Raw genomic sequence first — 20952 nt, forward strand, 5'->3', positions numbered from 1 at the left:
CGGCAAAGCGGCGCTTTCCGCACTCGCGCCAACTTTCCCTTAGGGCCGGTGCAGCAGCTCCAGCCCGGCATCGACCATCGGCACCCGCGGTAGCCCTGGCAACGCGGACAGCTCAGTTCCGCTGGTGTAGCGGCTCAGCAGGATCCGGCCGCCGTCCACGCAGACACCGAAGGTGGCCACCCGGGTCCTCGGCACGAGCGGAGGCTACTGCGACGCGGCCCGGCCGTCGGCCGGTCGCCCGCGCAGCAGGTCCAACCCCGGGCGGACGATGCCGCTCTGCGCCAGCTCCTCCACCGACGCCAGCGGCACCCACGCCGCCTCGTCGGAGGAGCCGTCGACCTCGTGGGTCAGCTCGCCGCCGACGATCCGGACCTCGTACAGCACCGAGACCATGTGGATCTCCGCCTTCGACCACACGTGCGACGTCACGCCCAGCAGGCGAACCACCGAGACGATGTAGCCGGTCTCTTCCTTCACCTCACGGACCACGCCGTCGAACGGATCCTCGCCGAAGTCGACTCCACCGCCGGGCAGCGACCACCGCCGGTCCCCGTCGCTGAAGCGCGTCAGCAGGATCCGATCGTCGGACACACAGACGCCGTACGCACCCACCCGCACCTTCGACATCGCGACGAAGGCCCCTACTTCACCGGTGTCGGTGCCGTGGGCGTCGGAGCGGCGGTGGAAGCCGACGACCGGCGACGCGAGCCAGGCTTGCGCTCCGACGGCTTGGTCACCGGCTCACCGGCCTCGACCTGGGCCTCCCGGCGTGCGGTGCCGAAGTCGGCCAGGGCCTCGGCCAGCGCCTCGACCGACGGCGACTCCGCGCGTACGTCGACCCGCAGCCCGTGCTCCTCGGCCGTCTTCGCCGTCTGCTCGCCGATCACCGCGATGATCGTCGTCGCGTGCGGCTTGCCCGCGATGCCGACCAGGTTGCGCACGGTCGAGGACGACGTGAACGCCACCGCGTCGAACTTGCCGGTCTTGATCGCCTCCCGGGTGGGCGCGGGCGGCGGCGCGGCGCGCACCGTGCGGTACGCCGTCACGTCGTCGACCTCCCAGCCCAGCTCGACCAGCCCGGCGACCAGCGTCTCGGTCGCGATGTCGGCCCGCGGCAGGAACACCCGGTTGATCGGGTCGAGCACGCGGTCGTACGGAGGCCAGTCGTCGAGCAGCCCGACCACCGACTGGTCGTTGGCCGGAACGAGGTCGGGCTTGATCCCCCAGGCACGGATCGCCTCGGCGGTCTTCTCGCCGACCGCCGCGATCTTCAGCCCGGCGAACGCCCGCGCGTCCAGGCCGTAGTCCTCGAACTTCTCCCGCACCGCACGCACGGCGTTGACCGAGGTGAAACCGACCCATTGGTAGCGGCCGGTGACCAGGCCGGTGATCGCGCGGTCGAGCTGCTGCGGGTTGCGCGGCGGCTCGACGGAGATCGTCGGCACCTCCTCGGGCACGCCGCCGTACTGCCGCAGCAGCTTGGACAGCACGCCTGCCTGCTCCTTGGTGCGCGGCACCAGCACCCGCCAGCCGAACAGCGGCTTGGTCTCGAACCACGACAGCTTGTCGCGCGCTGCCACGGCCTGGCCGGCCACGAGGACGAACGGACCGGCCAGCTTGGACGCCTTCACCTCGGCGGGCAGCGTCTCGAGCGTCGCCTCGATCGTCTTCTGGGCGGTCGTCGTGCCACCGATCGTCACCGACGCGGGCGTGGAGCCGTCACGGCCGGCCTTGATCAGCAGGCTCGTGACCTCCTTGACCGCCTCGGGCACGTTCAGCAGAACGAGCGTCGCGGTGCCTGCGGCGAAGGTGTCCCAGTCGGGCTCGCCGACGCCGAGGTCGGCGACGCGGGCGTCGCGGACCTTCCCGGCCAGCAGCGGGACGCCGGCGTAGGTCGGCACCGCGGTCGCGGTCGCGAGCCCTGGCGCCACCTCGTACGGAACGCCGTGCCGGACGAACGCGGCGACATGCTCGCCGGCGTGCCCGTCGATGAACGGGTCGCCGGGGTAGAGCCGGACGACGTGCTTGCCCTCCTTGGCGTGCCGGGCGAGCACCCGGCCGGCCTCCGCGGGCGTCACGGTGTCTTCGGTGAGCTCGAGCCGCTCGGCGTCCTGGCTGACGTACGCATCGACCACGGGGGCGAGGTTGGTCAGATCGCCTGCCACCACGTCGGCACGGTTGAGCAGATCCTTCGCGCGGGTCGTGACGAGGGCGGGGTCGCCCGGGCCAACGCCGACGAAGGACACCGAGCCTTGAGCCATTTTCGTGGTCTTGGTTTTCGCGGTCACTTAACGTGTTCCTCGATCAAACGGATGGCGCCCTCGGCGAGCAGTGCGGAGGCGAGCTCACGGCCCAACTCCTCGGCTCTGTCGAGAGGCCCCGATGTGGACAATCGGAAGCTGGGAGAACCTTCCACAGCCACCACCGCAGCCGACACACGAAGCGTGTCAGGCTCGGTGACCGTGGCAAATGCTCCCACAGGTGCGGAACATCCCGCTGCCAACGCGTTGAGCACGGCGCGCTCCGCGGTGACAGCTGCCCTGGTACGTGGGTCGTCCAGGCCGGCGAGAACCCGCACCACTTTCTCGTCGGCGGTTTGGCACTCGACCGCGAGCGCACCCTGCCCGGGGGAAGGGAGGATCTGGTCGGGCGTGAACTCTTCGGTAACCTCGTCGGCTCGACCGAGCCGGGACAGCCCGGCCATCGCGAGCACAACGGCGTCGTACTGACCGTCGCGCATCTTGCCGATTCGGGTGTCGACATTTCCGCGAATCTCGACGTACGTCAAATCGGGCCGGAGCATGCGCAGCTGCGCCATCCGCCGCATCGAGCCCGTACCGACCGTCGAGCCGGCCGGTAACTTCTCCAGCGTCAGGCCGTCGCGAGCGATCAGAACGTCGAACGGGTTCTCCCGCGGAGGTACGGCGGCCAGCGTGATGCCCTCGGCCGGATCCGTCGGCAGGTCCTTCAGCGAGTGGACGGCGACGTCGATCTCGCCGGCCAGCAGCGCCTCGCGGATCGCGCTGACGAACACGCCCGTGCCACCGATGCGGCTCAGCGGCGCGCGGTTGCGGTCGCCCTCGGTGGTGACCTCGACGACCTCGACGCTCTGCCCGGCCGCGCGTAGTGCGTCGACCATCAGACCGGTCTGCACCAGCGCCAGCTTGCTGCGCCGGGTGCCGACCCGCAGGGTTCGCCCAGTCATGCCATGAGTCATGCCGGGTCCCCCTCGCCGGTCTCGGGCTCGGTTAGCTGTGCGTTCTCCTGGCCCACGCCGTCCGGCTCGGGCGAGCTGAGCGCCTCGATCGTCGCCGGGTCGAGCGCGAACAACTCGCGCAACGCGTCTGTATAAGAGGTCTCGACCGTCTGCTCGGCCAGCTGCTTGACCCGGATCGTCGGCGCGTGCAGCAGCTTGTCGACGACGCGCCGCATGGTCTTCTCGACCTCGGCGGCGGTCTGGTCGGGCAGGCCGGGGAGCCGCGCGTTCAGCCGGGTCAGCTCCGCGCGAACGACCTCGGCGGCCATGCTGCGCAGCGCAACGACGGTCGGCGTGGCGGCGGCCGCGCGGCGGTTGCCGGCGAACGCAGCGAGCTCGTCGGCGACGATCTGGCGGACTTCCTCGACGGTGGTGCCGACCGCGGCGGAGGCGGCGGCGTGGTTGTTGAGCGCCTCGCCCAGCTCGGCGAGGCCGATCAGGGTGACGCCCGCAAGCTCTCCGACCTCCGGCGCGACGTCGCGCGGCATCGCGAGGTCGAGCACAACCTGCTGACCGCCGGAAGGAACGCCGGTGAAGTGGCCGCTGCCGAGCACGGTGCCGATCGCGCCGGTGCACGTGACCACGATGTCGGCGTCCGGGATCGCGTCGGCTACCTCGTCCAGCGCGCGGGTGGTGCCGCCCACCGAGTCGGCCAGCCGGCGCGCCGGCTCCGGCGACCGGTTGGCGATCGTGACCGCGGCGTTGTAGTCGCGGGTCGCGACCGTCGCGGACAGAGCCGCCATCGAGCCGGCGCCGACGATGAGCACGCGCGGCCGGTCGAGCGGCGAACCGAGGGCGTGCTCGGCCAACCGGAACGAGGAGCTCACCACCGAACGCCCGGCCCGGCCGAGCTCGGTCTCGGTGTGCGCCCGCTTGCCGACCCGCAGCGCCTGCTGGAACAGCTGGTTGAGCGACGGCCCGACGGTCTCGGCGTCCTGTGCCTTGCGCAGCGCCGTCTTGACCTGCCCGAGGATCTGAGTCTCGCCGACGACCATCGAGTCGAGGCCGCAGACCGCCGAGAACAGGTGCGCGACGGCACCATCCTCGAACCGCACGTTGAGGTACGGCGTCAGCTCGTCCTGGGACAGCCCGCTGTGCCGGGCCAGCAGCTGCGCGATCTCGTCGACCGCGCCGTGGAAGCGGTCGACCTCGGCGTAGACCTCGACCCGGTTGCACGTCGCGATCACGACGGACTCCGAGACGTGGTCGCACGCCAGCGCGTCGAGCAGCAGCTTGGTCGCGGCCTGCGGAGTCAGGGCGGCCCGTTCGAGGAGCTCGACCGGAGTCGCCTTGTGAGACAGGCCGATGACCAGAACGCTCACTTGTCACCTCCCAGCGCGCCGTCCAGCGCACCATCCAGATCCTGGCGTTCCCGCCCCAAGGATGATGTGGTGTCGGCGCTGCCGTTCGCAACGTCGTGGATGTCGTCGACCACGGCACCATCGACCTGGGACAAAGCCTTGCGTTGTTCGTGGTAGGCGAGGATCTGCAGCTCGGTCGACAGGTCGACCTTGCGGACGTCCACACCCGAGGGCACCTCGAGGACGATCGGTGCGAAGTTGAGGATGCTGGTGATTCCGGCGCCGACCATCCGGTCGCAGACGTCCTGCGCCGCCGCGGCCGGGGTGGCGATCACGCCGATCGCGACTCCGTGCTCGGTGACCACGGCGTCGAGGTCGTTGTAGGCGCGGATGGCGTGGTTGCCGATCCGCTCGCCGACCTTGGCCGGGTCGGCGTCGAGCAGGGCCACGATGCCGAAGCCGCGGGACAGGAAGCCGGAGTAGTTGGCCAGCGCGTGGCCGAGGTTTCCGATCCCGACGATCACGACCGGCCAGTCCTGGGTGAGTCCGATCTCACGGGCGATCTGGTAGCGGAGGTACTCGACGTCGTAGCCGACGCCTCGCGTACCGTACGAGCCGAGGTACGACAGGTCCTTGCGCAGCTTCGCGGAGTTGACGCCGGCGGCGCGAGCCAGCTCCTCACTCGAAGCGGTCGCCGTGCCGCGTTCGGCGAGTGCGGTCAGGGCACGCAAGTAGACCGGCAATCGCGCGACGGTGGCTTCGGGGATGCCTCGACCAGGCCGAGGCTCCGGCTCACGCGGGGTGCGGAAACGCGGCGAACTCACTTCTCTCCTGACGTGCGGCCACCGGACTCTGCAACGGATCGGATGGGGTGGCGAAGTCCAAGCCTAGGACTTTGTGAACGTGCGAACAAATCGAGCGCTCAGAGTGCGTAACCAGACGGAAACAGAGCGCGACGTTCTGGTCAGGAGAGCGCGGCGCGCAGCCGGTCGGGGTCGACCCGCCAGAAGTCGTGCTGCTTGCCGTCGACGTACGTCACCGGGATCTGCTCGCCGAACCGGCGGAAGAGGTCCTGGTCGTCGAGGATCGAGACCTCGTTCCACGCGACGCCGAGCTCGCCACACACGTCGGCGATCACGTCACGGGCGTCGTCGCAGAGGTGACAGCCCGGCTTGCCGTAGAGCGTGACCCTCGGCTCAGCCATCAGACGGCTCTCGCAGCCGAACCTTCGCGATCTTGCCGGTCGCCGACTTCGGCAGCTCGGCCACGAGCTCCACGACCGACGGGCACTTGAAGCGGGCCAGCCGGAGCTCGCAGTACTCGCGTACGTCCTCTGACGTCACATCGGCATCCGGCTCGGTCACGACGTAGGCGCGGACCGCCTCGCCGGTCTCGGCGTCGGGCACGCCGACCACCGCCGCCTCGAGCACGCCGTCGAGCCCGAGGATGACCGCCTCGACCTCGTGCGGGTAGACGTTGAAGCCCGACACGAGCACGAGCTCCTTGCTGCGGTCGACCAGGAACAGGTCGCCGTCGGAGTCGAGGTAGCCGAGGTCGCCGGTGGCGAACCAGCCGTCGGCGTCCGGCCCGCCCTCGGCCTTCGGCCAGTAGCCGGAGAACAGGTTGGCGCCACGGACGAAGATCTCGCCGGGGTCGTCGGGCAGCAGGTCGCCGCTGCCGATCCGCACCTCGACGCCGGGTAGCGCCGAGCCGACCGATCCGAGCTTGCGGGTCTCGGAGCACAGCGTGCTCGACACCGCCGGGCAGGCCTCGGTGAGGCCGTAGCCCTCGTGCACCACGATGCCGGTCGCGGCCTCGATCTCCTCGGCGGCCGACACCGGCAGGGGCGCGGCGCCGGACACCATCAGCCGTACGCCCTTCAGCCGCTCGGCCAGATCCGGCCGGCCGGCCCAGGCGACGAACACCGGCGGCGCCACGGGGATGTTCGTCACTCCTTGTTCGGCTACGAGGTCGAGCGTCTGCTCGGCGTCGAACCGGCCGGCCAGGACCAGCCGCGCACCGGAACGTACGGACGCGCCGAGCACGCCGTTCAGCCCGAAGACATGGAAGAACGGCACCAGGCCGAGCACTACGTCGTCGGGCCCGATCGCGGGCGGGTCGATCGCGGCCACCTGGTCGAGGTTGGCGACCAGCGCCCGGTGGGTGAGCATCGCCGCGCGCGGCGCCGAGCTCGTGCCGGACGTGAAGAGCAGGACGGCGAGCGCCTCTTCGTCGGCCAGGGGCGCGATCGAGACGTCCGGAGCCGACCGCAGCAATTCGTCGAACGTCAGCTCACCCGGCTCGGCCGCGACGCCCGTCGCGACGACAACGGCGTCGGACCCGGCGCAGCCCTGGCGTACCGCCGCGATGCTGGACTCGTCGGCGACCATCAGCCGCAGCCGGGTGGCGCGTACGACGTGCTCGATCTCGGGCGCCGGCGCCAGCGGGTTGACGGGCACCGCGACGTAGCCGCCGCGCAGCGCGCCGAAGTAGCCGACGACGAAGTCGATGGTGTTGGGAAGTGCCAGTCCGACGCGGTACCCGGGCACCAGGCCGGCACCTGCCAGGCCTGCCGCGGCACGGTCGATTCGCTGGTCGAGCTCCGACCAGGACAGCCGGTTCTCGCCGGCGACCAGAGCGACCCGGTCGGGTGTCTTTCGCGCGACATCCCGCACCAGGTCCGCGACGTTCACGACGACCACGCATCGGAGTCTGGCACATTCGCGAAACAGTTGCCGGACGGGCCGGACCGACCCGTCGCGCACACCCGATCGCAGGCGTACGGAACGTCGCCGGCCCTCTCCGGCTCCGGTCAGGGCTTTGTTTGCCTCGAGGGGTCGCGCGAACCGGGCCAAAGGTCCTAAGCTCGGGGTCCATGACGTCCGCGACGCCTGTGGGTCACCAAGCAAGCACGCCACAGGCTGGCGGAGCGGCGGCGTTCTTCGACGTGGACAACACGTTGATGCGTGGAGCGTCGTTGTTCTACCTTGCGCGAGGTCTGCACGATCGCAAGTACCTTCCGGCCACTCAGATTCTCAGGGCCGGATGGCTGCAGCTGAAGTTTCAGGTGGTGGGCTCGGAGAACCCCGAGCACATCCGCCTGGCTCGCGAGACGGCACTGACCTTCATCAAGGGCTGGTCGGTGGCCGATATCACCGACCTGTCGGAGGAGATCTTCGACGAGGTGCTCGCGACGAAGGTATGGCCGGGCACGCACGCGCTCGCACAACAACACCTGGACCGGGGGGAACCGGTCTGGTTGGTGACCGCCACGCCGGTCGAGATCGCCAAGGTGATCGCGTCCAGGCTTGGTCTGACAGGTGGCCTTGGTACGGTCGCCGAGTCGAAAGACGGTTACTACACCGGGCGGTTGGTTGGCGAGTTGCTGCACGGAGACCGGAAGGCCGAAGCGGTACGCGAGTTCGCGGCCCGCGAAGGGCTCGACCTGTCGAAGTGCGCTGCGTACTCCGACTCGTCCAACGACATGCCGTTGCTTTCCATGGTCGGCATGCCGTATGCGGTCAACCCGGACCGCAGGCTGCGAGCCCACGCTCGCGCCAACGGGTGGCGGATAAGGGATTTCCGACGTGGCCGCCGGGCCATGCGGGCGGGACTGGCAGCTGCCGGTTTCGCCGGCGCGATCGGCGGTGCGGCGGTGGTCGGCATGGCGCTGGGCCGCGCAGGCTTCGGGCTCCGGCGCAAGCGCAGGAAACAAGGACTAAAAGGAATCGTTAACCGACAGTAGTTTTCTGCTACGGAGTGTTCCCGTCACGCCGAAAAGTGCTTACGATGCTCGAAGAGACCGCGACCACATCCCTGCTCGGGGGCAGGAGCAGACGCCGATGAACACAAGGCGACCAGCCCGTGCTGATCGCGCCGGGCTAGTCGAGTTGTACGCCCTCCTCCAGGCCGTCCTTGCAGAGGCCGAGCCGGCGTTCGTTTCCGGAGTAACAGGCGATCCGGGAACAACGCCCGCCACCGGAGGTCAGGGCGGCGCCGACGACGTTCGGCTCGGCTGGCTGTTGCAGGCAACCCACAGCCAGACCGCGAAGCCGCGCGCCAACGGTGGCACCCACGTTGCCTCCATCACGCGTGCAGGCACGCAACAGGATGTGGACGACGCAACCGACGACACCCAGACCACTCGTGTCGTCGCCCTGGTCGAACTTGCCAAGAAGGGCGACGCGGAGGCCTTCGGACAGCTCTACGACAACTACGTGTCGACGATCTACCGCTACATCTACTACCGGGTCGGTGGTCACGCTCTCGCCGAGGATCTGACCAGCGAGACGTTCCTGCGCGCACTGCGATCACTGACCTCGTTTCGCTGGCAAGGGCGCGACTTCGGCGCCTGGCTGGTGACCATCGCACGTAACCTCGTCGCCGACCACTTCAAGTCGGGCCGGTTCCGGCTCGAGGTGGCGACCGGCGAGATCCTCGACTACGACTCGGCCGCCGACGGCCCCGAGGACGACGTGCTCGCGATGCTCACCAACGAGGCACTGGTGGCCGCGCTCAAACAACTCGGCACCGACCAGCAGGAATGCCTGGTGCTGAGGTTCCTGAACGGGCTTTCCGTCACCGAAACGGCACGCGTGCTCGGCAAGAGTGACGGAGCCATCAAACAGCTTCAGCTTCGGGCGATCCGCAACCTCGCCAAGCTGCTGCCCGACGGCTTTCGATAGGGCCTCCGTGAAACTACAACGGGCTTCCGGACGTCTGACCTTGGCCGGATAGCAGTCCCGTGCGTAACTACCGGCTGGCATAGGTCGTTGATCGAGATGTCTGATTCGACGGCAGTTGCCAGAAAGCCCCCAAAAGCCGTCCGCACCTGTAAGGAGTCCGCCGATGACCTCGCTCCTGGCTACGCGCCGGCGCGCTGAGGAGTTCGCGCGGCATATTGAGGAGCGACGGAACTCTCACGACCCCACGATGGCTCCCCTGCTGGAGATCGTGGGCCGGCTGCGTCCCAGCGAGGCGGCCGAACCGGCACCGGTGTTCCGTTCTGCCTTGCGCGAGCATCTGATGGCGGTGGCCGCCGACCTTCCGGCAGCGGCCAGGACCGAGCCGATCCCGCAGCGGACGGGCGTCCGGGTGGCGCCCACCAGGGCACGGGTCACAGGGTTCGCGACCGCGTTGGCGGTTGCTGGTGCGTTGGTCGCGGTCGCAGCGGTCGCGCGTGGTTCGCTTCCCGGTGACGCGCTCTACCCCGTCAAGACCCGGTTGGAAGGCGCGCAGGTCGCGGTCGCCAGCAACCCCGAGTCGCGCGGTCGGCAATACCTCGCACAGAGCGAACGGCGTCTGGAGGAGATGTCGAAGCTCGTCGAGAAGACGCCGGTCAGCCAGCAGGATCCCGAGCAGCTCAAGCTGCTGGGCTCCACGTTGCGCGACTTCACCAAAGACTCGAAGCAGGCCGGCAAGCTGCTCACCGAGGCGTCCAAGTCTTCGAAGGCTGAGGACAAGGCGGCAGCGGTGCGGCAGCTCCACAAGTTCGCCACCGAGTCCCAGGGCCAGCTCGCGACGATCGGGCCGTCGTTGCCGCCCGACCTCGCTTCCGACTACGACAACGCGATGGGCACGCTCGACGAGCTCGACCAGTTGGTGGCGCAGTTGTGCACCTCTTGTCTGACCGACGGCTTATTCGGCCAGAGCAACCTGACCGATCCAGACAGCCAACCCGGTCCACAGGACGACACCACGGCCACAGCCACAGACGGCGACGATCAGACAACAGGGCGGCAGCTACCCTCACCCGGGAAGACTCCCGGGCCTTCGCCGTCTCAGACCGTGGGGGGTTCTCCGCTGCCTACGGCCACGCTGGAGCTGCCGGAGCTACCCCCGCTGCCGACGTTGGGCCCTAAGCCGCCGGGATCCACGGCGCCGACGATCCCGCTCGACCTCTCGACCCTGCTGACCGACACCGTCCCGGTCGACAGCTTGCTGCCGCTGCTGGTGCCGCTCAACCTCGGCCCGGCCGACCAGCAGACCGACCCGGCGCCCACCGACACACCGGCCACCCCGCTGCCGTCCACACCGATGACGCCACAGCCCACCACTCCCTCGCCGACCACCACCTCCACCGAAGACGGCGGCCTCCTGGACGGCGTCATCGACGGCGGCGTCCTCGGTGATCTGCAGCTCCCACTCCTGTAGCCGCGGCAGCCGGTAGCTGCGGTTCACGTTGCCGCTGCCCTCGACTCGGCTGACCCGCTCCACCCGCGCGTCCGACCATGCGAAGGCTCCACGGCGCCACCGTCCTGCGCGGGCCGGCGGTCGGCGATGGCGCTGGGCTGCTCGACTCAGGGCATGAACGGGTCGGGGCGGTCCAGCAGCAGGGCGTACAGCGTGCGCTGGATCGTCTCGCGGATTTGGTCGGTGAGGTCGAAGACCACCGTCGGGTCGTCGGCGGCGTCCGGGGGGAAGGTGCTGGTCTGCACCGGCTCGCCGAACTCGATCAGCCACTTCGACGGCAGCGGCACCAGACCCAGCGCGCCCAGCCAGGGGAACGTCGGCGTGATCGGGAGGTACGGAAGGCCGAACAGCCGGGCCAGCGGCGCGAGGTTCGCGATCATCGGGTACGCCTCCTCGGCGCCGACGATCGAGCACGGGATGATCGGCACGCCGGTCCGCAGCGCCGACGCGACAAAGCCCCCGCGGCCGAAGCGCTGCAGCTTGTAGCGCTCCGAGAACGGTTTCCCGATCCCCTTGAAGCCCTCCGGGAACACCGAGACCAGCTCGCCGGATCCCAGCAGCCGCTCGGCGTCCTCCGTGCACGCCAGCGTGGTGCCGGTCTTACGCGCGAACTCCGACACGAACGGCGTCTTGAAGATCAGATCCGCACCCAGCATGCGTACGTGCCGGGACGACGGGTGCTCGTCGTGGACGGCGACCATCGTCATCAGGCCGTCGAGCGGCAGCGTCCCGGAGTGGTTGGCGACGATCAGCGCACCGCCCTCGTCCGGGATGTGCTCGATGCCGCGCACCTCCGTGCGGAACCAGGTACGGAACAGCGGCCGCAGCGACGGCAGGAAGAACGAGTCGGTGAGGTGCTGGTCGAAGCCGTGCTCGTCGACGTCGTAGTCGCCGGTGAGCCGCGTGCGCAGGAACGCCAGTACGTCAGCCGCTACCGCTGGAAGCCCGTCAGAGGAGTGCTCCGGCGGACCTTCCTGCTCGTTGTCGCCCGCTCGCAGCGGGATCACCTTCGCGGGGCCGTTGTCAGGCACGGTCGTCCACCTCCTCACGCGGTTCTACCCCGAGAGCCGAGGCCACTCCATGCTCGGCCGCCCGGATCCGATCCGCGGACAGCGGGCCGGCCTCGACCGCGTCGGCGAACGACTCGAACGCCTGGGGTGTGCTGTAACGCGGCTCGAACTTCAGGTCCTCGCGCATCCGGGCAGTGTCGACGCCACGCCCGTACGTCAGGAAGGCCACCTGCTCGGGCGTGAAGTCGGCGAGCTTGGTGGCCCGGAACAGCTGCCCCATCGGCCCGACGGCGAACGGCGGCACCGGCACAGTCGGGCGGCCGAGCCGGCGCAGGACCTGCGACAGCATCAGCACGTCGTGGCCCGCGATGTTGATCACTCCGGTCGTGTCGCCGACCGTCGCGAGCCGCAGGGCTTCGAGGACGTCGTCCTCGTGGGTGAACTGCAGCCGCGGGTCGAAGCCGAGGACCGTGGGTACGACCGGGAGCGAGAAGTACTGCGTGAGCGGGGTACGCACACCCGGCCCGATCGCGTTCGCGAACCGCAACGTGGTCGTGAGGACGTCGGGACGCCTGCGCGCGAAACCGCGGACGTACCCCTCGATCTCGAGCGAGTCCTTGGCGAACCCGGACCGCGGCAGCTCGCGCGGCTCCATGTCCTCGGCGAACATCGCCGGATCCTTCGCCGAGGCGCCGTAGACCGTGGTCGACGACTTCACCACCAGCCTGTGGACATGCGGCAGCCGCTGGCAGGCCGCCAGCAGCTGCATGGTGCCGATGACGTTGATTTCCTTCATCGCCGCGCGACCACCGGCATGTTGCGGTGTGGAGATGACACCGAGGTGCACCACGGTGTCGACCTCTTCGCGGGCCAGGACCCGGACGATGGCAGGACTGCGGATGTCCGCACGTACGAACTCCGCCGCACCCAGATCGTGCGGCGGGGGTACGACATCGACGCCGATCACCCGATCGACGGCAGGGTCGGAGGCGAGCACACGCGCGGACCTACCTCCGAGGTACCGGGAAACTCCCGTGACCAGGACGACCCGCGACATGTGCACCTCCAGCGAAGCGCTGTGGCTGTGCTTATCCACCCCCGGCGGGCAAGCCCGCCATTGGCCCGCCCCACTCCTACTTTGGCTACTTGCCCAATCTCCTGCGCTGAACGCGAGTGCGCTTGAGCAGCTTGCGGTGCTTCTTCTTCGCCATACGCTTGCGGCGCTTCTTGATAACAGAGCCCACTCGGCTCCCCTTCAGTCGTGGTGAGGCGGATTGTTCAGTCTGGAGTACGCCGACGGGCGCCCAGACTCACGAGCGTCCATAGCGTACCTGTCAGTCAGTAGTCGAGGTCCAGGCCATGGCTCGGAAACACCGCGCGCATGGTCGCGAGGATGGTCCGGTCCACGTCATCGGCCGGGTCGAAGCCCTCTGACCAGTCACGAAAGGCGGTGTCGGCGCCATCGGTCATGGTCTCCGGGACCTCCCTGCCGGCGAGCGAACGCGCGGTGTCGAGCCAGGTGTGCGGGACCGGGGTTTCCGGATCCGCCGGGCTGCCGCCGACGATCGCCAGCAGGTGTGACCACGTACGTGGTACCACGTCGATCAGGGCGTAACCGCCGCCTCCGGTCGCGATCCAGCGGCCGTCGCAGACCTCGTGGGCCAGTTCGTGGACCGCGAGCGCCGCCGCCCGCTGGCCGTCGACACTGAGCGCCAGGTGGGCGAGGGGGTCGAGCCGGTGGGAGTCGCAGCCGTGCTGGCTCACGATCACATCCGGTACGAACGCGTTCAGCAACGGCGGAACCACGGCATGGAACGCCCGCAGCCATTCGGGATCGCGGGTGCCGCCGGGCAGCGCGACGTTGACGGCCGAGCCCTCGGCATCGTCGCCGCCGGTCTCGGTGGGGAACCCGCTGACGTACGGGAACAGCGTGTGCGGCGTCTCGTGCAGGCTGATCGTCAGCACGCGCGGGTCGTCGTAGAAGATCTCCTGTACGCCGTCGCCGTGGTGGACGTCGAGGTCGAGGTAGGCGACCTTCGGGCAGCCGGCGTCCAGCAGCCACTGGATCGCGAGCGCCGGGTCGTTGTAGACGCAGAACCCGCTGGCCTGGTCGGGCATGGCGTGGTGCAGGCCGCCGGCCACGTTGGCGGCGTGCAGCGTCTCGCCCTCCCAGACCATACGCGCGGCCTCGACGCTGGCGCCCGCGATGTGGGCGGACGCCTCGTGCATGCCGGAGAACGTGGGGTTGTCGGTGGTTCCGAGGCCGGCGTCGAGGTTGCCGAGGCGCGGGTTCTCGCTGGCAGCGCGGACGGCCTTGATGTACTCGGGATCGTGGACGGTCGCCAGGAGCTCGTCGGGCGCGGTCGAGGCCTCGACGACCGGCAGGCCGTTCGGGGAGCTCTCGGTGCGCAGGATGCCGAGCTCGGCGGCCAGCGCGATCGTCAGCTTGACGCGGACCGGATTCAGGGGATGACGCGAGCCGAAGTCGTACGCGGTGAGTAAGTCGTCGTACACAAGACAAGCCGGTCCCGTCATGGCCCCAGCCTAGGGGCACTCCGTCCCGGCGGAAATGACCACGGTTGCTCGGTCATTTACGTTCGGCCGCCAGCAGGGCCGCGCCGAGGATGCCGGACTCGTCGCCCAGTTGGGCGGGCACGACCCGCGGGTGGCGCTGGAACGTCAGCCGTTCCTCCAGCTGCTCGGCCACCGGCTTGATCAGCTGATCACCCGCCAGCGCCAGGCCGCCGCCCAGGACGACGATCTCCGGGCCGAACAGTGTCACGGCGGTCACCAGACCGGCACTCAGCGCGGTCACGGCCTCGTCCCAGATCGCCTGCGCCACCGTGTCTCCGTCCAGCGCGCGCTCGGCGACGACCCGGGCAGCGGTGACGCTCTCATCGCCGCTGCGTTCGGCGTAGCGGCGGGCCACCGACCGCGCGGAGGCGATCATCCCCAGGCAGCCGCGCTGCCCGCAGCCGCACAACGGTCCGTCGGGGTCGGCGATCGTGTGGCCGAGCTGCCCGGCGTACCCACCGCCGGTGAGCAGCCGGCCGTCAACGACCACGCAGGAGCCGATTCCGGTGCCGAGCATCACGAGCAGCGCGTTCTCCGCACCCCTGGACGCGCCGAGCCGCCACTCCGCGAGGCCGCCGGCCCGTACGTCGTGGCCGAGCGCGACCGGACGGCCGGTGTGTTCGGTGAGCCAGTCGCGGATCGGGACGTTCTCCCAGCCGAACGCCGCGGCCGTGACCGCCACGCCCGCGGGCTCGTCGATGATGCCCGGCACCGCGACGCCGATCGCCTCGGCGTCGGGGAAGCCGGCCGCGATGCCGGCGATGGTCTCGAGCACGCCGTCGGCGTCCTTCGGCGTCTCACGGCGAACGCCCTCACCCAGCACGTCCGCCCGGCTGCCGGCCTCGCTCACCGCGACGGGCAGCGCCTTGATCGTCGTACCGCCGACGTCGACTCCCAGGACGTTCACAGGGCACGCACCATCCTCAGCTCGGTGATCGACTCGTTGTGCGGCAGCTCGCCTCGCTCGCCGGTGAGCGTGAAGCCGCAACGCTCGTACAGCTTCAGCGCCGCCGGGTTGACCTCGGCCACCCACAGCTGGACGCGATCGACGCCGAGGCCCTTCGCCCACGCGAGGACCGCATCGACCAGCTCGATGCTGATCCCGCGCCCGCGGGCGTCCGGGCGTACCCACATCGAGACCAGCTCGGGCAGGCCGGTCTCGGGGTTGACGTAGCCGCCCGAGATGCCGACCGGGCCGTCGGCGAAGTCGGTGTGGTCGGCGACGTAGGTCACCGCGCTCGGCCGGGACAGCCGGGTACGCCAGTCGGCCTCGGTGAACGCGACCTCACGCGCATACGTCGAGCCGAACGCATCCGGCGACTCCTGCAGGGCGGCGAGCCGGATGTCGCGCATCTCGGCCCAGTCATCGGCGCTGAGCCGTCGCAAAGTGAGCACGTTCTCGACTATCCTGGATGCGTGCAAGCGCGACGACTGCAGGGTTGGCGGGCCGCCTAGGGCGGCCGGCTTCACGTCACGCGCACCGAAATCCATTTCGGGCCGCCCAACGACAAGGGCGGCCTTTCTGCTTGTCCGCAGGCGGCGGCTCTTGCTCGCCGGGGCGGCTCCCCTACGTATGAGGAGCCATCACCATGGAACGCACGATCTTCTCCGGCATCCAGCCGACCGGAAGCCTGACGCTGGGCAGCTACCTCGGCGCTCTGCGCCGTTTCGTCGACGTGCAGTACGAGGCGAACTGCGTCTTCGCCGTCGTCGACCTGCACGCGATGACCATGCCGCACGACCCGGAACGGCTACGGGCGACCACGCTCGAGACCGCGACGCTGTTCCTGGCCGCCGGCATCGACCCGGGCGCCTGCGTGCTGATCCGGCAGAGCGACGTGCCGGCGCACACGGAGCTGGCGTACCTCCTGGAATGCACGGCCCACATGGGCGAGCTGTCGCGGATGATCCAGTTCAAGGAGAAGGGCCGCGACAAGCCCGAGACCCGGGTGTCGCTGTTCACCTATCCGGCGCTGATGGCGGCCGACATCCTGGCCTACGGCGCGACGGAAGTGCCGGTCGGTGACGACCAGTCGCAGCACGTCGAGCTGACGCGCGACCTCGCGATCCGGTTCAACCGGAAGTACGGCCCGGTGCTGGTCGTACCCAAGTACACGCCCGCGCCCGTCGCCGCCCGCGTGATGGACCTGCAGGATCCGACCAGCAAGATGAGCAAGTCGCGGTCGGAGGGCGAGCTGGGCACGATCCGGCTGCTCGACCCGCCGGATGTCGTACGCCGCAAGGTGAAACGAGCCGTGACCGACACCGAGACCGAGGTGCGGTACGACACGTCGGCCAAACCTGGCGTGAGCAACCTGCTCGACATCCTGGGCGGCTGCACCGGCGAGACCGACCTCGAGAAGCTCGCGACGCGGTACTCGTCGTACGGTGCGCTGAAGGACGAGGTGGTCGACGCCGTGAACGGCTTGCTGGAGCCGCTGCGGGCGCGCTACTCCGAGCTCGCGGCGGACCGGTCGTACGTCGAGGCGAAGTTGCGGATCGGGGCGGAACGGGCGCGGGACAGGTCCGCCCCGATCCTGCGAAACGCCAAGCAGGCAATGGGACTGGGTTGACTGTCGCCTTATTCGACGATGGTGAAGCCGTACTTGTCGCCGAGCTTCTTCAGCGAGGCCTCACCAGGAATGCCGTCGGCAGCGTCGCCGGAGAAACCGCAGCGGCGCTGCCATTCGGCGTAGGCCGTGGAGGTCACCGGGCCGAACTGGCCGTCGGTCACGCCGCCCAGCAGGCTCTCCCGGCCGAGCGCGGCCTGGACCGTTCGTACCTGGTCGTCGGCGCTGGTCCCGTCGATTTCCTTGGCCGCGGCGACGAGCGCACTGACCGACACCTCGGCCGACAGGGGCACGATCACGGGATACTGCGGATAGCCGAACCCCGCGACGTTGGTCAGGTCGCGCTGGACGCGTTGGACAGAGCCGTTGCGATTGCCTTCGATCGTGCTGAACGAGCTGTCGGACGTCACTGACTCGACGAGTCCCGTGTGGGTGAAGCTCGTCGGGCTTCCGAAGTAGACGATCGCGCCGAGCCGTGGACGGTCGCCCCAGCGCTCGCGGTTCTGGAACCACTTGCCCTGCTGGGTGATCGACGCGGTCTGGTCGACGAGGTTGGGCTTGCCGGCCTGGTCGAAGAGCCAGGAGATGAAGATGGCGGCCCAGCCGGTGTTGACGCCGAACCAGGTGGTGAACTTGTTGATGTTGGATCCCGGAGGGTTGTCGCTCACACCGATCTGGCTACGTGCGAGAGCGATGACCTCGCGGGAATCGCCTAAGTCGAAGGCGTCGAGATCGTTCTCAGAGATAGACATGTTGCTCCCCCTTACTCATGCACCCGTTGGCGGGTTAGCGTAGCCGCTTTCGGGTGGGTTCGCAGGAGAGCGATAGGGATGAATGTGACGTCACCGGTGGTCGCCTGGCTGCGGGAGGTGTGGCCGGCGTACAGCTGGCAGAACGCGCACCTTCACCAGTCGTGCTTCCATGACGTCGCTGTGCTCGCACCTGAGGTGGTCGGACGAGCGTCTCGCCACGGCGAGCGGACCGAGCGGGTTGCGCGGGAGCATCGAATCCTGGATGCCCTTGTCGACGTTCGGCTGCCTTATGACGTCCCGCGACCGTTGTCCGGTGTGGTCAGCCGCAACGGCCGGACCGGCATGCTCATCTCGTTCGTCGGGGGCGAGCCTCGCCCAGACATCGCCTGGGAGGCGGCCGCCGGGCAGATCCGCTTGGCCATGGCCGCGATGGCGCAGGTCGCTCCCGGCCCGTTGAGCGATCGACTGCCGGAGCCGCGCAGCTGGTGCGGTGGCCGCCGATGGCCCGAGTTGGTGCGTCAACGCTTGTTGCCCCGGCTCCCACACGAGCTTCGATCCGTGGCCGGCGACGTCGTCGCCAATGTCCTCGATGCCGCGCAGATCGCGGGAAGCGCCCAACTCGTGCACGGCGACTTCGGCCCGCACAACTTCCTGTGGAGCGGTGACCAGATCGCCGGTCTCCTCGACTTCGATCACGCCTGTCTCGGCGATGCTGCCATCGACGCCGCGACGTTGATCAGCTTCTTCGGAGCCGAGCAGGTGGCACAGATCGTGAACCGCGAGGTGGTCGAGCGTGCGATGATCCACCGCGCCGGCCTCAGCTTGCAGCTCGCGACCGCGGCCGACCTCCTCGGCGACACCGCCCTGCGCGACCACGCGCTCGGCAACTTCGCCACCCGAAGCCGGACCGGCACCCTGTACGACCCGGGCGGCTGGACGCCCGATCGGCACGGCGCGTAGAAGCGTTCGCGTGACCGGCTCAGTCGGCTCGCTCAGTCGGCTGAGGCTGCGATCTCCCGGCCGCGGTCGCGGGCGGACTCGATGGCGTCGAGGACGGCTGCGCGGACCCTATGGCGTTCCAGCTCGCGGATGGCGTTGATCGTGGTGCCGGCCGGCGAGGTCACCGCTTCGCGCAGGGTCACCGGGTGTTCTCCCGTTTCGCGGAGCATGACGGCTGCGCCGAGGGCTGCCTGGACGACCAGGTCGTGTGCCACTTGGCGGGGCAGGCCCAACAGGATGCCGGCGTCGGTCATGGCCTCGACCAGGTAGTAGAAGTACGCCGGTCCCGAGCCCGACAGTGCCGTGACCGCGTCCTGCTGCGACTCCGGCACCCGGATCGTCTTTCCCAAGGGTTGCAGCAGTTCCTCGGTCAGCGTCAGATGCTCTGCCGTCGCGTGCGAGCCCGCCGAGATGGCGCTCATCGCCTGGTCGACGAGGGCCGGGGTGTTGGACATCACCCGGACCACGGGCGTTCCGTCCGGCAGTCGCTTCTCGAAGAACGAGGTCGGAAGGCCCGCGCACAGCGAGATCACCAGCTTGCCCGCCGGCACTCGCGCACCGAGGTCGCCGAGGAGGGTCGCCGCGTCCTGGGGTTTGACGGCGATGACCAGAACCTCCGCGGCTTCCGCGGCCTCGGCGTTGCTCACCAGCTTGACGCCGTAGCGTTCGGCCAGCTGCTCCGCCCGCTCAGGACGGCGGACGGTGGCCAGCAGCGCACCCGCCGGCCAGCCCGCGCGGAGCAGTCCGGACAGGATGGTTTCGCCCATTTTGCCGGCGCCGATGACAGCGACCGTGTGCGTTCCGGGGTTCATGCCGCCACCCTAATCCGGCTGCTCATCGGCGGCTGTGTGCCGGTCGAGGAAGGCGTAGACGTCGGTCTCGTCGACGCCGGGGAAGGTGCCGGGTGGCAGCGCCGCCAGTACGTGCGAGTGCGCTCGCGCCGACGGCCAGGCCAGTCCCTTCCACCGCTCGGCCAGACCAGCGGGCGGCCGCCGGCAGCAGACACCGCCAGGGCACTTGGACGCCGCCCGGTTGGAGGTGTCCCGCCCGCGGAACCACTTCGACGCTTCGTAGGGCACCCCCAGCGTCACCGCGAAGTGACGTTCCCGGCCCGGGTCCACGTGCGCGACGCACCAGTGGGTGCCGCCGGGTGTGTCGGTGTACTGGTAGTAGCTCGCGTACCGGTCCGGCGACGCGAAGACGCGGCGCCCGGCCCAGTGCCGGCACATCCGCTGGCCTTCGATCGCGCCCGTCGTGTCGGACGGGAAGACGAGCCCGTCGTTCTCGTACGCCTTGTAGATGATCCCGGTCTCGTCGTTGCGGACGAAATGGCACTCCAGGTCCAGCGCGTGCGTCGCCAGGTTGGTGAAGCGGTGCGCGGCCATCTCGTACGACACCGAGAACACGTCCCGGAGGTCCTCCACCGCGAGCGAACGATCCGCCTGAGCCTCCCGCAGCAGCGGCACCGCGGCCTGCGACGGCACCAGCACCGCCGCCGCGAAGTAGTTGGCTTCGACCCGCTGCCGGAGGAAGTCCGCGAAGTCGCGCGGCTGCGCGTGGTCCAGCACCAGGTGCCCGAGCGTCTGCAGCAGGATCGTGCGCGGCGTGTGCATGCCGAGGTCCTCACGCCGTACGAAGATCCGCCCGAACCGCAGGTCGGCGATGGATCGCACCGAGCGCGGCAGGTCCTCGACATATTGCAGCCGCAGCCCGAGCCGGGCGGCGATGGCCAGAACCAGGCTCTCCGACAGCGCTCCCCCGCGGTAACCAACCTGCGTGAGTACGTCGACCGCCGCCTGCTCGATCTCCGGGAAGTAGTTGCCGCGCTCGCGCATCTGCCGCCGCAGCTCGGCGTTGGCCAGCCGCGCCTCCTCCGGCGTCGCGGTCGGACGGGCGTCGCGGCGGCGGAGCTCGTCGAACAGCGCGACCAGGTGTTCGAGCACCTCGGTAGGTACCCGCTTGCCCGGCTGCAGCGGCGGCAGGTCGAGCGACTGGTAGAGCGGGTCCTGCTGGGCCTCCCGCAGCGCCAGCTCCAGCCGGGCCCGGCGGTTGGGCGGCTCGGGCGCGAGCAGGTCGTCGACCGTCACCTCCAGCGCGGCGGCCAGCTGCGTGAGCTGCGACAGCTTGGGCTCGCGATGGCCGTTCTCCAGCAGTGACAGCTGGGACGGCGACCGCCCTACGCGCGAGCCGAGCTCGGTCAGCGTGAGACCGCGGGCGCGCCGGAAATGTCGAAGCCGCTGCCCGAAGGTCGCGAGGTGAAGCTCCACGTCTTGCATTTCCGTAAAGAATCGCAGAACT

Annotated in this window: 23 protein-coding genes; 5 read left to right on the forward strand and 18 right to left on the reverse strand. The window is 69.5% G+C overall.

The window, feature by feature from the left end:
- Window positions 1–39 precede the first annotated feature (39 nt).
- From ACYVF6_RS20270 to ACYVF6_RS20305, 8 genes are all read right to left on the reverse strand, one after another.
- Window positions 40–195: a hypothetical protein gene (locus ACYVF6_RS20270; protein ID WP_460523568.1), complete on the reverse strand. Its 156-nt coding sequence runs from the start codon at window positions 193–195 to the stop codon at window positions 40–42.
- Window positions 196–204: 9 nt separating this feature from the next.
- Window positions 205–627: an NUDIX hydrolase gene (locus tag ACYVF6_RS20275; RefSeq protein ID WP_460523570.1), complete on the reverse strand. Its 423-nt coding sequence runs from the start codon at window positions 625–627 to the stop codon at window positions 205–207.
- 14 nt (window positions 628–641) lie between these two features.
- Window positions 642–2261 carry a bifunctional uroporphyrinogen-III C-methyltransferase/uroporphyrinogen-III synthase gene (locus tag ACYVF6_RS20280; protein ID WP_460523704.1) on the reverse strand — a complete coding sequence of 540 codons (1620 nt, stop codon included), beginning with the start codon at window positions 2259–2261 and terminating at the stop codon, window positions 642–644.
- A gap of 23 nt (window positions 2262–2284) precedes the next feature.
- Window positions 2285–3205 carry a hydroxymethylbilane synthase gene (gene hemC, locus ACYVF6_RS20285; RefSeq protein ID WP_460523572.1) on the reverse strand — a complete coding sequence of 307 codons (921 nt, stop codon included), beginning with the start codon at window positions 3203–3205 and terminating at the stop codon, window positions 2285–2287.
- Between the two features lie 8 nt (window positions 3206–3213).
- Window positions 3214–4578, reverse strand: a complete 1365-nt coding sequence (locus ACYVF6_RS20290) for a glutamyl-tRNA reductase (protein ID WP_460523574.1) — start codon at window positions 4576–4578, stop codon at window positions 3214–3216.
- Window positions 4575–5381, reverse strand: coding sequence for a redox-sensing transcriptional repressor Rex (locus ACYVF6_RS20295; RefSeq protein WP_460523576.1), 807 nt, complete (start codon window positions 5379–5381; stop codon window positions 4575–4577). The genes ACYVF6_RS20290 and ACYVF6_RS20295 overlap by 4 nt, the downstream gene beginning before the upstream one ends.
- A gap of 140 nt (window positions 5382–5521) precedes the next feature.
- Window positions 5522–5761 carry a glutaredoxin family protein gene (locus ACYVF6_RS20300; RefSeq protein WP_460523578.1) on the reverse strand — a complete coding sequence of 80 codons (240 nt, stop codon included), beginning with the start codon at window positions 5759–5761 and terminating at the stop codon, window positions 5522–5524.
- Window positions 5754–7259: an acyl-CoA synthetase family protein gene (locus tag ACYVF6_RS20305; protein ID WP_460523580.1), complete on the reverse strand. Its 1506-nt coding sequence runs from the start codon at window positions 7257–7259 to the stop codon at window positions 5754–5756. The genes ACYVF6_RS20300 and ACYVF6_RS20305 overlap by 8 nt, the downstream gene beginning before the upstream one ends.
- Window positions 7260–7432: 173 nt before the next feature.
- On the opposite strand from ACYVF6_RS20305, the gene ACYVF6_RS20310 reads away from it, so the two are divergent.
- The gene (locus ACYVF6_RS20310; protein ID WP_460523582.1) at window positions 7433–8302 is read left to right on the forward strand and encodes an HAD family hydrolase; all 870 of its coding nucleotides are present in this window, start codon (window positions 7433–7435) and stop codon (window positions 8300–8302) included.
- A 136-nt stretch (window positions 8303–8438) separates the two neighbouring features.
- Here ACYVF6_RS20310 and ACYVF6_RS20315 read toward each other — a convergent pair whose 3' ends face one another.
- The gene (locus ACYVF6_RS20315; protein ID WP_460523584.1) at window positions 8439–8633 is read right to left on the reverse strand and encodes a hypothetical protein; all 195 of its coding nucleotides are present in this window, start codon (window positions 8631–8633) and stop codon (window positions 8439–8441) included.
- Window positions 8634–8669: 36 nt separating this feature from the next.
- On the opposite strand from ACYVF6_RS20315, the gene ACYVF6_RS20320 reads away from it, so the two are divergent.
- Together ACYVF6_RS20320 and ACYVF6_RS20325 are read left to right on the forward strand one after the other, a co-directional pair.
- The gene (locus ACYVF6_RS20320) at window positions 8670–9242 is read left to right on the forward strand and encodes an ECF subfamily RNA polymerase sigma factor, BldN family (protein ID WP_460523586.1); all 573 of its coding nucleotides are present in this window, start codon (window positions 8670–8672) and stop codon (window positions 9240–9242) included.
- A 163-nt stretch (window positions 9243–9405) separates the two neighbouring features.
- The gene (locus ACYVF6_RS20325) at window positions 9406–10710 is read left to right on the forward strand and encodes a DUF5667 domain-containing protein (RefSeq protein WP_460523588.1); all 1305 of its coding nucleotides are present in this window, start codon (window positions 9406–9408) and stop codon (window positions 10708–10710) included.
- A 146-nt stretch (window positions 10711–10856) separates the two neighbouring features.
- Here the strand turns inward: ACYVF6_RS20325 and ACYVF6_RS20330 are convergent, their stop codons facing one another.
- From ACYVF6_RS20330 to ACYVF6_RS20355, 6 genes are all read right to left on the reverse strand, one after another.
- Window positions 10857–11780, reverse strand: a complete 924-nt coding sequence (locus tag ACYVF6_RS20330) for a lysophospholipid acyltransferase family protein (RefSeq protein WP_460523590.1) — start codon at window positions 11778–11780, stop codon at window positions 10857–10859.
- Complete coding sequence (locus ACYVF6_RS20335) at window positions 11773–12816, reverse strand: Rossmann-fold NAD(P)-binding domain-containing protein (RefSeq protein WP_460523592.1); 1044 nt, start codon at window positions 12814–12816, stop codon at window positions 11773–11775. Before ACYVF6_RS20335 ends, ACYVF6_RS20330 begins: the two co-directional genes overlap by 8 nt.
- A gap of 85 nt (window positions 12817–12901) precedes the next feature.
- Window positions 12902–13003: a 30S ribosomal protein bS22 gene (locus tag ACYVF6_RS20340; protein ID WP_460523594.1), complete on the reverse strand. Its 102-nt coding sequence runs from the start codon at window positions 13001–13003 to the stop codon at window positions 12902–12904.
- A gap of 94 nt (window positions 13004–13097) precedes the next feature.
- The gene (locus tag ACYVF6_RS20345) at window positions 13098–14294 is read right to left on the reverse strand and encodes an acetoin utilization protein AcuC (protein WP_460523596.1); all 1197 of its coding nucleotides are present in this window, start codon (window positions 14292–14294) and stop codon (window positions 13098–13100) included.
- A 52-nt stretch (window positions 14295–14346) separates the two neighbouring features.
- Window positions 14347–15240: an ROK family protein gene (locus ACYVF6_RS20350; RefSeq protein WP_460523598.1), complete on the reverse strand. Its 894-nt coding sequence runs from the start codon at window positions 15238–15240 to the stop codon at window positions 14347–14349.
- Window positions 15237–15728 carry a GNAT family N-acetyltransferase gene (locus ACYVF6_RS20355; RefSeq protein WP_460523600.1) on the reverse strand — a complete coding sequence of 164 codons (492 nt, stop codon included), beginning with the start codon at window positions 15726–15728 and terminating at the stop codon, window positions 15237–15239. The genes ACYVF6_RS20350 and ACYVF6_RS20355 overlap by 4 nt, the downstream gene beginning before the upstream one ends.
- 194 nt (window positions 15729–15922) lie before the next feature.
- On the opposite strand from ACYVF6_RS20355, the gene trpS reads away from it, so the two are divergent.
- Window positions 15923–16906 (forward strand): tryptophan--tRNA ligase, encoded by a 984-nt coding sequence (gene trpS, locus ACYVF6_RS20360; RefSeq protein WP_460523602.1) that lies wholly within the window; start codon window positions 15923–15925, stop codon window positions 16904–16906.
- Window positions 16907–16914: 8 nt separating this feature from the next.
- Here trpS and ACYVF6_RS20365 read toward each other — a convergent pair whose 3' ends face one another.
- Window positions 16915–17655, reverse strand: coding sequence for a CHAP domain-containing protein (locus ACYVF6_RS20365; protein WP_460523604.1), 741 nt, complete (start codon window positions 17653–17655; stop codon window positions 16915–16917).
- 78 nt (window positions 17656–17733) lie between these two features.
- On the opposite strand from ACYVF6_RS20365, the gene ACYVF6_RS20370 reads away from it, so the two are divergent.
- Window positions 17734–18615 carry a protein kinase family protein gene (locus ACYVF6_RS20370; RefSeq protein WP_460523606.1) on the forward strand — a complete coding sequence of 294 codons (882 nt, stop codon included), beginning with the start codon at window positions 17734–17736 and terminating at the stop codon, window positions 18613–18615.
- 32 nt (window positions 18616–18647) lie between these two features.
- On the opposite strand, the gene proC is transcribed toward ACYVF6_RS20370, so the two are convergent.
- Together proC and ACYVF6_RS20380 are read right to left on the reverse strand one after the other, a co-directional pair.
- On the reverse strand, window positions 18648–19466 hold the full coding sequence (gene proC / locus ACYVF6_RS20375; RefSeq protein WP_460523608.1) for a pyrroline-5-carboxylate reductase family protein: 819 nt from the start codon (window positions 19464–19466) through the stop codon (window positions 18648–18650).
- A 9-nt stretch (window positions 19467–19475) separates the two neighbouring features.
- Window positions 19476–20930 carry a helix-turn-helix domain-containing protein gene (locus tag ACYVF6_RS20380; RefSeq protein WP_460523610.1) on the reverse strand — a complete coding sequence of 485 codons (1455 nt, stop codon included), beginning with the start codon at window positions 20928–20930 and terminating at the stop codon, window positions 19476–19478.
- Window positions 20931–20952: the final 22 nt, after the last annotated feature.

The organism is Flindersiella endophytica, from assembly GCF_054779015.1.